At 50.8% G+C, this 13858-nt stretch carries 12 protein-coding genes and 1 tRNA gene; 3 read left to right on the top strand and 10 right to left on the bottom strand.

What is annotated here, in order from left to right; genetic code table 11:
* Positions 1-83 precede the first annotated feature (83 nt).
* The gene (locus II896_01095; GenBank protein MBQ4443241.1) at positions 84-2267 is read left to right on the top strand and encodes an alpha-galactosidase; all 2184 of its coding nucleotides are present in this window, start codon (positions 84-86) and stop codon (positions 2265-2267) included.
* Positions 2268-2390: 123 nt separating this feature from the next.
* Here the strand turns inward: II896_01095 and proC are convergent, their stop codons facing one another.
* The 4 genes from proC to II896_01075 all read right to left on the bottom strand — a co-directional run bounded on the left by proC (position 2391) and on the right by II896_01075 (position 5754).
* Positions 2391-3173 carry a pyrroline-5-carboxylate reductase gene (gene proC, locus II896_01090; protein ID MBQ4443240.1) on the bottom strand — a complete coding sequence of 261 codons (783 nt, stop codon included), beginning with the start codon at positions 3171-3173 and terminating at the stop codon, positions 2391-2393.
* A gap of 1 nt (position 3174) precedes the next feature.
* A complete protein-coding gene (locus II896_01085; GenBank protein MBQ4443239.1) occupies positions 3175-4431 on the bottom strand; it encodes a glutamate-5-semialdehyde dehydrogenase in 1257 nt (418 codons plus the stop codon).
* Positions 4428-5198 carry a glutamate 5-kinase gene (gene proB / locus II896_01080; protein MBQ4443238.1) on the bottom strand — a complete coding sequence of 257 codons (771 nt, stop codon included), beginning with the start codon at positions 5196-5198 and terminating at the stop codon, positions 4428-4430. The genes II896_01085 and proB overlap by 4 nt, the downstream gene beginning before the upstream one ends.
* Before the next feature lie 250 nt (positions 5199-5448).
* Positions 5449-5754, bottom strand: coding sequence for a DUF1540 domain-containing protein (locus II896_01075; GenBank protein ID MBQ4443237.1), 306 nt, complete (start codon positions 5752-5754; stop codon positions 5449-5451).
* 122 nt (positions 5755-5876) lie between these two features.
* Between II896_01075 and rplI the strand changes: the two genes are divergently transcribed.
* The gene (gene rplI / locus II896_01070; protein ID MBQ4443236.1) at positions 5877-6320 is read left to right on the top strand and encodes a 50S ribosomal protein L9; all 444 of its coding nucleotides are present in this window, start codon (positions 5877-5879) and stop codon (positions 6318-6320) included.
* 134 nt (positions 6321-6454) lie between these two features.
* On the opposite strand, the gene II896_01065 is transcribed toward rplI, so the two are convergent.
* The 3 genes from II896_01065 to II896_01055 form a co-directional block, all read right to left on the bottom strand.
* A complete protein-coding gene (locus II896_01065) occupies positions 6455-7099 on the bottom strand; it encodes a collagen-like protein (GenBank protein MBQ4443235.1) in 645 nt (214 codons plus the stop codon).
* A gap of 110 nt (positions 7100-7209) precedes the next feature.
* Positions 7210-7938, bottom strand: a complete 729-nt coding sequence (locus tag II896_01060) for a tetratricopeptide repeat protein (GenBank protein ID MBQ4443234.1) — start codon at positions 7936-7938, stop codon at positions 7210-7212.
* Positions 7938-8510, bottom strand: coding sequence for a DUF308 domain-containing protein (locus II896_01055; protein ID MBQ4443233.1), 573 nt, complete (start codon positions 8508-8510; stop codon positions 7938-7940). Before II896_01055 ends, II896_01060 begins: the two co-directional genes overlap by 1 nt.
* A 367-nt stretch (positions 8511-8877) precedes the next feature.
* Between II896_01055 and II896_01050 the strand changes: the two genes are divergently transcribed.
* Positions 8878-8954: transfer RNA gene (locus tag II896_01050), tRNA-Pro, on the top strand.
* A 348-nt stretch (positions 8955-9302) separates the two neighbouring features.
* On the opposite strand, the gene II896_01045 is transcribed toward II896_01050, so the two are convergent.
* From II896_01045 to II896_01035, 3 genes are all read right to left on the bottom strand, one after another.
* Positions 9303-9488 carry a DUF4368 domain-containing protein gene (locus II896_01045; GenBank protein ID MBQ4443232.1) on the bottom strand — a complete coding sequence of 62 codons (186 nt, stop codon included), beginning with the start codon at positions 9486-9488 and terminating at the stop codon, positions 9303-9305.
* A 453-nt stretch (positions 9489-9941) separates the two neighbouring features.
* Positions 9942-12437, bottom strand: a complete 2496-nt coding sequence (locus II896_01040) for a hypothetical protein (protein MBQ4443231.1) — start codon at positions 12435-12437, stop codon at positions 9942-9944.
* A 45-nt stretch (positions 12438-12482) separates the two neighbouring features.
* On the bottom strand, positions 12483-13858 hold a 1376-nt coding region (locus tag II896_01035), incomplete at its 5' end, for a putative DNA binding domain-containing protein (protein ID MBQ4443230.1).

Genomic DNA, 13858 nt, shown 5'->3' with positions numbered 1-13858 from the left:
AATTTCTTAAATTGCAATAGGCTATTGCATTAAGGCGGTAATTGGGGTACAATGGAAATGGCGAACGCCAAAGGAGCGAAAGAATGATAAAGTACAACCCCAAAACGAAAGTGCTGCATTTGACCAACGGATATCTGTCTTATATGATCTACGTCAACGACTTCGGCTATCTGGAAACCGTGTACCAAGGCAAGGCCATCGGCGATATCGACGATATCGACTGTATACGCCGCCAATACGCCGAACGCCACGACAGTAGTTTTTATTACGACCGTCGGACGGGCGAGGAACGCCGCTACACCGACCTCTATATGAACAACACCGCCCCGTTGGAGTTGTCGGCGCACGCAGTGATGGACAAGCGGTACGCGCCCCTGGTATGCCGCCACGCGGACGGATCGTACGAAACCGATCTGCGATACGTTTCGCACGAAATAGTGAAAGGCGTGCCCGTCATAGAGGATATGCCGCACGCGAGAGGGGGCGACTGCGACACGGTGGACTTTCTATTGCGCGACCGCTACGGCGTGGAGGCGCATTACCTCGTGACACTCTATAACGACAAGAATATCCTCTTGAAAAGCATACGCATTGTCAACGATACCCCCCATACGTTGCACCTTATTCGTGCCATGAGTATGCAAATGGACCTCACGGACGACCGCTGGGAATGGGTGCATTTCTGCGGGCGGTGGCAAAAGGAACGGGATATGGTGGTGACGCCCATTGCGGACGGCGTGCAGGGCATAGGCTCCAACCGAGGCCGCACCTCGCACGAAGAAAACCCCTTCGTCTATTTCAAACGCCCCGAGACGACCGAAGCCACGGGCGAGGCCATCGGCCTCAACCTCGTGTATAGCGGCAACTTCGCCTGCCGCATAGAAACGTCCACCTATCGCGCGCCGCACGTCGTGTACGGCATGGCGGACGAGGACTTCGACTGGGTGCTGGCGCCCGGTACGAGTTTTCAAACGCCCCAAGCCGTCATCGCCTACTCCCTTGACGGCGTGGACGGTATGGCGCAAGCCATGCACGCCTTCGTCAAACAAAACCTCGTCAACAAGCGGCTGGACGATATAGAAAAACCCATCTTGTTCAACTCTTGGGAAGGGTGCTTCTTCGACTTCGACACCGAACGCGTGCTGAATTATATCGACGACGGCGTTAAGATAGGCATGGAAATGTTCGTGTTGGACGACGGCTGGTTCGGCGGGCGGAACGACGACACGGCGGGATTGGGCGACTGGGTGGTCAACACCAAGAAAGTAGACCTGCACAAAGTGCTGGCGCATTGCAAGGAGCGCGGCGTCAAGGTGGGCATTTGGTTCGAGCCCGAGATGATCAACTACGATTCCGACCTCTTCCGCGCGCATCCCGAATACGCCCTATTGGGCGGGGGCGAGGAAGCGTCGTGCATACGCCATCAATTCCATCTGGATATGAGCAATCCGTCCGTGGTGGACGAAATCTTTCGGCAACTGTCCGCATTCTTCGACGAATACCCCGTGAACTATATCAAGTGGGACTACAACCGCATCGTGTGCGAACACTTCTCCCCCGCTTGGGGCGCGGATAGGCAAGGGGAAATCTACCACCGCCTTACGCTGGGCTACTACAACCTGTTGGCAAGGCTGAGCGAACGCTACCCCGACCTCTTCATCGAGGGGTGCGCGTCAGGCGGCGGCAGATTCGACCTGGGCACGTTGTACTACGCGCCGCAAATATGGGCGAGCGACGAGTCCGACCCCGCGCAAAGAATGGAGATAAACTATACCACCTCTTTGGGCTATCCGCTGTCCGCTGTCGGGGCGCACGTCAACGCAAGCCCCGTGGCGAGCTACCACACCAAAGCCGTTTTGGCGCTGTTCGGCACCTACGGGTATGAGATGAACCCCAACAAATTGTCCGAAGACGAGAGGAAAGACCTCAACGACGTGGCCGACGTGTATCACCGCTACCACAAATCGGTCGTGGAGGAAGGCACCTTGTACCACTTGCTCAATCCCTATCAAAGCAACTATATGAGTATGCAATGCGTGAGCCAAGACAAAAAGACCTCGCTCGTCGTGGTGATGAATCGAAAAAAAGAACTCGACCGCTTCCGCTTCCTGCGCCTGAGAGGGTTGGACGAAAAGGCCGTCTACTACAACGACTACGAGAAAGCCGCGCACACGGGCGAATACTATATGCAGGTGGGCATCAATTACTCGCGCGAATGGCTGGACGAATTCAGTTGTCGCCTGATCATACTGACCGAAGTCGAATAGGCGAACGCAAAAAAAGCGCGGCCCTTCCCCTTGTGGAAAGAGCCGCGTTTTTGATTGTTTCAATATCGAAAACCGTATTTGGTATCAAAAAAGCCGTGACGTATGCCGCTATCGGCGACCACGCTATTTGCCCAACTCTTTGGTGCGAAGATAGGCCTTGGTGACGGCGTCGATGCACGCGGCGCGCAAACCGCCCTCTTCCAACGCGCGGACGCCCTCGATGGTGCTACCCGCGGGACTGCAGACCTCGTCCTTGAGTTGCTCGGGATGCTTGGCGGTGGACATGGCCGTTTTGGCCGCGCCCAAGAGGGTTTGCTCGGCATAGAACAAGGCTTTTTGTCGAGGCAGACCGCACGCCACGGCGCCGTCGGCCAACGCCTCGATGAACATATAGACGTATGCGGGGCCGCAACCCGAAACGGCGGAAGCCGCGTCGATGAGGCGCTCATCCAACTCGTCCACTTTGCCCGCCTTGGCGAGAATGGACAAGAAGAGTTGCGTTTGGTCGGCGCTCACCTCGGCGTTGGGCGCATACAAAATCATCCCTTCGCCTACGGCGACCGACGTATTGGGCATAATGCGGACGATAGCGGCGCCTCGGGGAAGCAACGCCGACAACCGCGCGAGCGGTACGCCCGCCGCCATGCTGACGTAGAGGGGCCTCTCGTTGAGCGTCAACCCTTCGACGGTGGCCGCCAGCATTTGCGGCTTAACCCCCAAAAACACCACGTCACTATCCGTCAAGTCCGCCGCCGTGGCGGCTTTTGCGCCGTACAGACGGCACACCTCGGCCATTCGCGCCGCATTGGGCTCGATGACGAAAATCTCGTGCTCGTTGAGTGCGGCGACCGCGCTAAGCAACGCGCCGCCCATATTGCCTGCTCCTACAAACGTAATCTTGCTCATATTATCGTACCTGTCCGTTTCCTTTGATAACGTATTTGTATGTGGTCAACTCGCATATCCCCATCGGGCCGCGAGCGTGTAATTTTTGGGTGGAAATGCCCATCTCGCACCCCAAGCCGAATTCGCCGCCGTCCGTGAAACGCGTGGACACGTTGTGGTAGACGGACGTGCTGTCCACCGTGCGGAGGAAATAGTCCGCCGCTTGGGCGTCCTCGGTGACGATGGCCTCGCTGTGGTGAGTGGAATGGGCGTTGATATGCTGGACGGCTTCGTAGACGTCCCCCACGACCTTGACCGCCAAAATATAATCCAAAAACTCGGTGTCGAAGTCGGCTTCGCCCGCAGGCGTGCCGTCCACGATGGCCGCGGCCTCGCCGTCCAGGCGCAACTCGACGGGGGGCAAGCCTTTTGCACGCCTTTCGTCGACCAACGCCTTGACGAGTTTGGGCAAAAACGCGGGAGCAACCGACCGCGCCACCAAGCACACCTCGCACGCGTTGCATACGGAGGGGCGGGAAGTCTTGGCGTTGACGAGAATATCGATCGCCATATCCAAGTCGGCCGCACCGTCCACGTAGACGTGACAAATGCCCATGCCCGTCTGAATGCAGGGAACCTTGGCGTTCTCGGTGCAGGCGCGGATGAGTCCGCCGCCACCGCGCGGAATGAGCAAGTCCACGTAGCCCACCGCCGTCATCAACTCGTTGGCCCCTGCGCGAGAGGTATCCTCTACCAAATTGACGGCGTCTTCGGTGACGCCCGCCGCGCGAAGCCCCGCGCGCAACGCGGTGACGATGGCCGCCGCCGAACGGTGCGCCTCTTTGCCCGAGCGCAGCACGCAGACGTTGCCGCTCATAAGAGCCAAAGCGGCCGCGTCCGAAGTGACGTTGGGCCTCGACTCGTAGATGATGGCCACCACGCCCATGGGTACGGACACCTTCTCGATGAGCATACCTTTGGGATGGCGATAGGAAGACAGCACCTTGCCCACGGGATCGTCCAAAGCGGCGACGTCCAGAATGCCTTGTGCCATACCTTCAATGCGCGTCTCGGTCAGGCGCAAGCGGTCTATCATCACTTCGCCGATGCGCTCGCGGTTGGCCTCGATGTCTTGGGCGTTGGCCGCCAAAATGGCGTCCGCATCGTCCGTCAGTGCTTTGGCCATGGCGCGAAGCGCGGATTTTTTCTCTGTGGCTGTCAGCATGGCGACCGCGGACTTGGCGGCGCACGCTCTAACTAAAATCTCTTGCGTAGTCATAGTTTCTTCTCCCCGAATACGGTGCCGACGGGTTTGCCTTCCAAAATGTCGTACAAGCAGTTGGGATCGCCGCCGTTGGCGATGATCATCTCCACCCCGCCCGCAATGCACATTTTGGCGGCGTTGAGCTTGGTGACCATGCCGCCCGTGCCCAACGTGCTTTGATGCTGACCGGCCAAGGCCTCGATGGCCTCGGTAACTTGGGGTACGTGGGGTATCAATTTGGCCCCCGCCACCTTCTTGGGATCGGCGTCGTACAATCCGTCTATGTCGGACAGAATGATGAGCAAGTCGGCCTTGACGTTGACGGCGACCACCGCCGCCAAGGTGTCGTTGTCACCGAAGCGAATCTCCTCGGTGGTGACGGTGTCGTTCTCGTTGATAATGGGAATGACGCCCATCTCCATAAGCCTGTTCATCGTGTCGCAGAAGTGCTGACGGCGCTCGGAGTCGTTGACGTCGCTACCCGTCAACAACACTTGGCCGACGATATGATTGTAGCGCGAGAACAACTCGTCGTAGACGTACATCAACTCGCATTGCCCGACGGCGGCCGCGGCCTGCTTGGTGGGAATGTCGGTGGGACGGGAGGGCAAACGCAACTTGCCCGAGCCCATGGCGATGGCGCCCGAAGTCACCAAAATGACGTCGTGCCCCATGTTTTTGACGTCGGAAAGCACTTTGCACAGCGCTTCCACTCTGCGAATATTGATGCGGTAGGTGTCGAACGCCAGGGTGGACGTGCCGACTTTGATGGCAATACGCATAAAAATACCTCTCTTTCTATAATGATTATACTATATTCGGGCAAGTCAAGTCTATAATTTGCCGACATTCGCGCGGTTTTTCCGAAAAAAATCTTTTACTTCGCCGCCAAAGCGCCCCGTGCAAAGGGAAAAAGTGACGGCGACGAACCCGTTTTTACCTACTTGTGCGCCACGCGTAACGCAAAAAGGCAGGGACGTACCCTGCCTTTTGACTGCAAATACACAATGAAGAAGCGCCCGCGCCCCCGCCTTAGCTTCGTTTGCGACTGACGCATCGCGTGCGCATAACGCCGTCGGCAATGTTGACGTGCTCGCGCGTGCACAGGCTGTTGCTGTTGTAGATGCAATCGGCGTCGCACGCGATGATGATCTCGGGCTCTTCCATCGGGTAGGCACTCGCGGCCTCGTAGCCGGCGAACACCTGCGACAACGCGCCGCCCTCGCGCTTGGTCTTGCTGCGGCACACGGCTCCTTTGGACACGTCGATAATGCCCGCTTGACAGCGCTCCATCGTGTTGAATTCGCAATTTGCGGTAGTACATCGTAATCCTTTCATAACGCCTCCTTGGGGCGTAGTATGCACGGTGCGGGGGAATATATACATTATCGAAATGGGACTTGCAAAAAGCCGCGCAGTTGTGATATAATGGACGTAGACGAACGCAAAGGAGATACGTTATGAAAGTATTGCTGATAAAAGACGTAAAAGACCAGGGCAAGGCGGGCGATATCATATCGGTAAGCGACGGATACGCGCGCAACTTCCTTTTGGCGCGCAAATTGGCCGTGCCCGCCGAGGGCAAAGCACTCAACGAGGCCTTGCAAAAGAAACAGTCGGAGGCGTATCAACTGGAAAAACGCAAGGCAAAAGCGCAGGCCGACAAAGAAGTATTGGACAAAGAGACCGTCCATATCAAGGTGCGCGCGGGCGAATCGGGTAAGATATTCGGCTCGGTGACCGCAAAGGAAATCGCGCAGGCTTTGTGCGACCTCGGCTACGAGGTGGACAAGAAGGACGTGGAACTCGAGGAACCCCTCAAACAGTTGGGCAGAACGATGGTGAGTATCAAACTCTTCACGGGCATCGTGGCGCGCGTCAACGTGGTGGTGGAAGCCCTGTAAACGCATGGAAAATATGGCGGGACTGATGACAGTCCCGCTTTTTTTGTCGTCCAAACGGCAAGGGTGGCAATCGACCGCAAGATGGCGACGGCGTAGAACGACCCGCCCCGCCCTTGCGGCAAAACGCCGTGACTTTAACCTTGCGTCGAAAGTTGAAGCACCGTGACGTTGGCGTCGGTAAGGTTCATAGAAGCGGCCGAAGTGTTGACCAAAGTCAAAGCCGTAGCGGCAGTGGCCGTGTAGAGAATGGTCTTCTCGGCGCGAGCGCCCATAGCGCCACTTGCACCGAACGTCAGCACTTCGCCCGTGACGGCCGCACCGTCGGCATAGAGGGACACCTGCCACTCGGTAAGGGTGGTCGTTTGTGCGTCCTGCCCGACAGCACCCGCGCCGTACGCCACCAAATAGGTGCCCGCGGGCAGATTGACGGCATTGGCGTCTACCGTAATGTCGGTACCTTCGGCAGCCGTGCGCAAGGTGAGGGGAATGACCGCATCGGCATCTACCGCACCCGCCTCGGCCGCGGCGTAAACGCCGTTGGAGGCACCGGGCTCACCTTGGGGGCCTTGCTCGCCTTGAATGCCCTGCTCGCCTTGGGGGCCGGCGGGACCGACGGGGCCTTGCTCACCTTGAATGCCCTGTTCTCCTTGGGGACCTGCGGGGCCAACGGGGCCTTGGATATACTGCGTGGTGGCGGCGGTGAAAATGGGACGGGGAATGGGCGCGTCGTCGCAACGAGGACGGCACGGATCGAAACAATGATTATTGAAAATGCACATATATACTCTCCTTTGTAAAGAGGAATAACCCTCTCTAAAGGATATGAGAGAATGCGTATGGTCGTGACAAGGGAAGCCCGAACAAGGGGCAGAAAAGAAGAATTACGCGGCTAAACGGTCTCTTCGACGAAGGCAAGAAGCGCCTTCAAAGTGGCGGTCTGCTCACGATAGCCCAAATGCTCGAAGATGGGAATGACCTTGGAAAGTACGAAGGCAAAATTGCCGTCGCGGGGCATAGAGGGCGTCATCAAAAGGTCGTAGGCGGCGAGCATACGCTCGTCCACCTGCCTGTCGAGGGGGTTGCGGTGATAGGCGGCGGTGGCCAAATTGACCAAGGTGACGGCAGTCTCGGGCAAGGGCGGCTCGATGCGGCTGAGCACGTCCAACGCCTTTTGGTACGTCGCTTCCGCTTCTCGATAGTCCTTGGTGGTCATGGCGTAGGACGCCATATTGTTGTACAGGCTCGCCAGACGATAATCGTCCGCGGCAAGGTGCGCCAAATAGACGGCCTCGACCTCGCGATAGAGGGGCAAGGCGCGCTCGGGAAGACCGAAATGGCAATAATCGGTAGCCAAATTGAGGCGTATGGTGGCGTCGCCCACGTTGTCGGGGGACAAGCGGGGCAAGAGCCGTTCGGCGACGGCAAGGGCCTTTTCGCGCTCGTCGGTGCGACGGTAAAGCCCCAAAAGTTCGTTGTCTATCTGCTTCTCTCCGACCTCGTCGCCGAGAGCGACGGCTTCGTCGCGCCAATACAGCAAAAGTTGCTCGGCAGCGACGAGATCGTGCCGAGCAAACAACGATTCCAATTTGTCGTAGATACGCGCAAGGTCAATGGCCATCAGTACATGATCAATTCCACCGCGCCGACGGCGATGGCAAGACTGCCGAACAAATAGTAGCAAAGATGATTGACGGCGTTGCCGACGGCGGGCAACACCAAAAGGGCGATCAATATGCCGACGATCATCGTGAAGACGGACAAGATGACGTCGAGAATGACCTTCTTTGGACCGCGCTGGGCGACGGCCAGGACGATGAGCATAACAAGGCCGAATACGGCGATGAGCGCACCCACGATGATCAACACCCACGTGGCGATGGTACCGCGATAGATAAGCGCCAGCACGCCCGCAGCGATGAGCAATAAGCCGACCAAAAGCCACACGATACCCGCATTCTTGGTGCGCTTGGCACTACGCCCCGCCAATACGCGAATGCCGCTGACCGTGAGATAGAAGCCCGCGACCAACGCCGTAAGACCGAACACGGTGACGAACATAGAGGTCGTAGAGTTGAGCAAAACGCACAACATAAGACCGACGAACATCAAGACGGCGCCCATCAAACGGACGGACGCGGGGCTAAAATTGCGAACACCGCTCGGGGCGGGCGTGGATTTGGATTTGGCCATAATAATCTCCTTGTCGATAAAGATTGCGTCGTATTAAGTATAGCAAGCGGCGGGGGTATATGTCAATGGCAGTATTTGTACAAAATAGAAAAAATATGCAATTCGCGTTGACTAACGGGGAAAAACTTGCTATTATATAAAGGCAAGAGAAACGTACCGCAAGCGGTTATTATTTGATTATTTCGAGGTGTAGCGCACTCGTCCGACCTCGCGCCATTGCTTATTGCGCCCGTTGGTTGCAACTTCGCCTTTTGCGCGGGTTGTCCTCTCCGTGTCACGTCTCGCTTCGCTGTACGCGCCACGGTATGCCTGTCGGCGCATAGAATAAGGGTTGTGCATAGCACTTCCAAACGTAAATTAAATATTTCGAGGTGTAGCGCAGTTTGGTAGCGCGCTTGGTTCGGGACCAAGAGGCCGTGGGTTCGAATCCCGTCACCTCGACCACAAGCAAGAGTTGGCGATGCAATCGCCACCAAGCAGACAAAAGACGGTGTGCCGAGTAATCGAGCGCATCGTCTTTTTGTATGCGGCAGGCGCTTATAGCGCCGACTTGCGCCGTGGAATGACAACGCTTTATGCGTTTGCATACCAGCATCCTCTTTTTGGGCGAGGGGACGGGAAGAACTCACGGCGGGCCGTGCTGCACCCCTCGCTTCGCTCGTGTGTAAAGCGAATCCCGCACCTCATCCAAACAAGCCCTTCCGTCACCGCACTTCCATTAGGGATTTTTCGGTAAGGCTGTCCTTTGAGAATCAGGCGTGGCGTGATGCCACGCCTTTTCTCTTGGTTGTTTTAGTCGAAGTCGGGGATATCAACGGCTCCGACGAAGTTGTAAATGATTTCTATTGTGTGTTTGTAATGTCCGTCAACTTTCTGCTTTTCGTAGATAAGCACGTTGTCTATGAACGCTCGCAGGTTTTCAGGCGTCAATTCTTCGAAGTCGCTGTATTTGTCCTCTAGAGAGTACCGCTTTTTCAACTTTTTTATTAGCTATTTGCTTGGCTATCCATCTTTTTCGGGAAGCAGGATAAGAAAATAGCCAAGGGTGGCGTATTTTGTATGGCGTCGCCGACGGCGCGCCGAACAATCGGGAAACCCAATTTTAGTTGTTCGTTTTCTGCTTTTCGGATCGCTCGGGTGAACGGCGTAATGCTCCCGCCAGCCCTATTTGCAGGGTTTCATTCCATATATTCGACGTCCATCGAATATACTCCTAACGAGCATACTACTCTTTGACTTCTTTATCATATCACAAAGCCGTCAGCCGTTTCAAATTTACACTTCCCAATATTGAACGGTGAAATATTTATCGTATGTTTAATGATTCCTCAATTAAAATAATTGCGATATTTTAGATTTCCTAAATTAGTATTTGATTCTCCCTTAATTCTCTCAACTCAGCAAGGTTCCTCATCGTTTTCTCAAAAACAATTAAAAAATTCCAGTTCTTTTCAAAGAATAAATAATCTGTGGAACTAATGCGATTTCTTTATTGTGCGTTTTTTCCAACAAAGAAATATAGGAGTTCCTAAATTTATAACAAAATGCTTTAAGTTGTGTTGCAATAATTGGTTTATCGTTTTCATTTGCTAATAAGTATAGAATAGAATACCAACTAATTCTTCCACACAGTTTTTTGTATGCCGACTTTCCATTAATAGTGTTTTCGTCAATAACATCTTGTATTAAGGAATCGCCTATAGGAAATCTTATAAAGGTTTCTTTAATAACATTATTATTAACATGAATATCAAGAATCTCCTTAATTTTTGAATCTAATCCAGGAATATATTCTTTATATAAGTTTAAAACTTCCAAGCATAAAGCTGATGTGTCAAAATGACTTCCTGTTTCAGAAGCCCAAAACTCCTCACCTGTTTTCCGTCTATCTGCTAATTGTTTAACTACTTTTTCCAACCGCTTTAAATAGTTTTCGTCTTGTTTTGTTAATCCTACTCCATTTCTCCAATCTTGATACATTGGAAACATACATATACATATTCTTGCTGACATCCATGGTGCTTGTGATGGTTCCCATAGAGAAAGGTTTTTTAGCTTTGCAAAAAGTGAACGTGTGACAAATCGTAGCAAATAATTATCAACTTTTTTTAGTTTAAATAGAATACTTATTAGCAAACCACAGGTGTAATTAAATTGCAAATCATCTTCTTGCGAATCAGATAAAGCAGCTTGTTTTGACAAAACAGCAGTCTCGTTTTTCATCTTATCAATTGGAATTTCAGATAAATAGTACCTATAGTTTTTATCTATTTGTATTTTTGATTCTGAAATAAGTTTTTCAATATATCGAAAAATAGTTTCATCATCATTATCATCATCCCACAATATAATGGATTGTATAAAGAAAAGAGATGTTATAGAATTATCCCATTCTTTTCTAATATCAGTAGGAGTTTGTTCAATAAAACTTTCCATCGAAACAATAGTTTCTTGTGGTTTTCCTTTTTTTATTATAAAAAGTGGAAATTCATTTTTAAAAACATCCGTTCCATATCTTGTATCATCGATATACAGATTGTTTTCTTCTATTGTTTCTATAATTTTCTTATAACTATAAACATAGAAATTTTTGGGCATCTTAGTGTCAAACCTAGTACCATCTTTCAAATATATATCAAATTTGTCATAAGGAGATATTATTTCCTTATTATCTTTAACAAAATTTCCCACGGTACCATACAACGATTGAAAATCTATTTTATAACAACCTGTTTCTCGGGGGACAGGTTGACTAGCAAATATTGACAAAGGAAACATGACATGACCATACAAAGATTCTTTTGTTATTCTTTCGTCTTCCGCAATTTCTTTAAGTTTTGCTATTATTTGTTCATGGCTTTTGTAGTAATTAGAAAACTTGTAAACACTTTTTCCCAACAAATAGCCTTCTTGAGACAGTATTTGCTCTATGTTAGAGAAAAATACAGAGATACTGTTTGGTGCCACATTTCCTATGGCCAAATCACCGATAATAATATCAAATATCGTCTTATTCTGGCTAAAAATACTTGCCATCTGAAGCCAATCAGCGTAAATAAAGGATTCTTCTTCTTTTATTTTAGGATCTATTTCCGTTGAAATTTCGTCATAGTATTCACGACTATAATCTATGACATATACCTTAAATCCTTTCGAATAGGCTAATTGTCTAAATTCCACAGTTGAACCCAAAATCAAAACATTGGGAACAATAGTGGACGATTTTTTCCTTTTTACTATTTCGAAATATTCTCCATATATTTCTAGCTCGCTTTTAGAAGGACGCGACGGCGCTTTCATTGAATGCCAAGTTCTCGCATAATCAGCAGTCCATTCTACTTCTACGTTTTCTTGCGAATTGTTTATATTCGAGTAATTCTTTGGTGTAATTCCCACGATTAAGCGATCGAAAAAGGCTTGTTCATCACCTTGCCTTAAATCGAAATTGTTTTTATTTAATTGTGTAAATGCATCTATTGTATCATCTTTTAATATACCGTTGAGTTCAAATAGTCGACGAATGTTGGCGACATCTTGTTCACTAAAAGACTCGCCGTTAATATTTGCGCTAATAAAGACTAATTCGTTATCGGTATTCTTTCTCTTTTGTCGTACTATTTCAGCAACTTTTAATTCTTTTGCCGTAATGCATTTCGGGTTCAATTGTTGTCTTTCATCGAAAAAGCCATTTGTAAAGCCCGAAAAAAGAAACATGACAAAATATTTTGCAGAACTAATAAGTGAGGACAACTCATCTTCATTTGCATAATTCCCACTTGTCTCTAAATCGGAAAACCATACTTTTCCATAATTTCTTTTATCTGATGTGTCTTTGTTAATTCCTTCAATATACTGTGCAAATAACTTTGGCAATAACACATTATTGTTTCCTCTATAACAAATAAAAATGTCACATTCTTTCTTCATTAGCCAATCCCTCAATTTTGCTGATTGTGTTTATGTATATTCTATTTAATATAATTCCCAATGTCCTGTTTTATCCGATCCAACCCTTTTAACAACGCCTGCTTCTTTCAGTTGGCTTATATTCCTAGATACCGTTGTCTCATTTTTGCCAAGTGCGCTTGCCATTTCTTTTATTGTGATTTGGGTGTTCTCTCGCATTAACTGTATAATTGCTTTTTGTGTTGCAGACAATTTTACACCTGCATTTACACCGGCGTTTACATTGGCATTTACACTGGCGCCCTTTTGTTTTTTACCATACAGAGCGTTATGGATCGTCACCTTAAAGTAGTTCCTGTCCGAGAAGAATTCGACGTGGTTTTTGCCGTCGTTGAAGAGGGCGTTGGTGTTGTCGGTGATCTTCTTCAATCCCGAGCCGCGGCGTTCCATAAACTTCATACGGGCGAAGATGTCTGCGAGGACGGGATTGCGGCGTTCGGACGCGACCACGTCGTCCACTTCTTTGTCGATGATCTTGCCGGACATCATGCAGCCGGGCGAGGTGACTTCGAGACGGTCGTCGTAGATATCGACGCACACTTCTGCGCCGAGACGGGTATATTCCCTGTGAATGATGCCGTTGACGATGGCTTCTCGCACGGCTTCTTCGTCGTACTCGGGCATTTCCACGCGCGTCATACCCGATTTGTGCCATTTCTTCTTGGTGTTGTTGCGGACAAACTCCATCGCGGAAAACAGTTGTTGTAGCAGACCGCCCGATATTTCTTTATCGTCCACCGCTTCGCCGTTAACAGACGTCTTGGTCAGTCCGTTCCAACGAGTGCAGAAGATACGGCTATGCGTATAGATGTTTTGATCGGCGAGCAATACGCCGGCGTTCGTCAAGTATCCGTCCTTATCCACGAGGTTAAACGAGAGATAATCGCTCTCGGTGATCTTCGTCCGCGTAATATCATAGAAAGTCGCCTCGAAGAAGGTAAACGAATAGTCGCTCTTTTTATAGTTGGTTTTCAAGGTGTCGTAGGTTTGGTTGAGACCTTTCAACACCAATTCGTTCAGAATATGCGGTGGAGCGATGATGGATTCGTTCCCACTACGGATATAGGCTTCCTGCACGCCGTCCGCAACGTAATAGTAAGGCGTGGACGTGCCGGCATAGACTTTGACGGTCACAATGGCTTTGCCGTCTTCCATAAAGCTACCGAGAACGTATATCGGCGTGGGTTTGATACGCTCGTTGATGAGTTGGGAAATTTTTTCTCCGAGACTTTGCGGATCCTCGACGCCGACGGCGACTTTATCGTTGGTCACACCGAAAAAGAGAGTCCCGCCCAGCGTATTGGCAAACGCCGACACGCTTTTGAGCCAACTCTTGGGCTTTTTGACTTCCAACGCCTGTTTGAAGTCGTAATCGGTGCATT

The organism is Clostridia bacterium (assembly GCA_017394805.1).
Taxonomy (GTDB): domain Bacteria; phylum Bacillota; class Clostridia; order Christensenellales; family CAG-1252; genus RUG14300.
The sequence above is the reverse complement of the archived record's forward strand: the minus strand, read 5'-3'. Positions and strand labels throughout refer to the sequence as shown.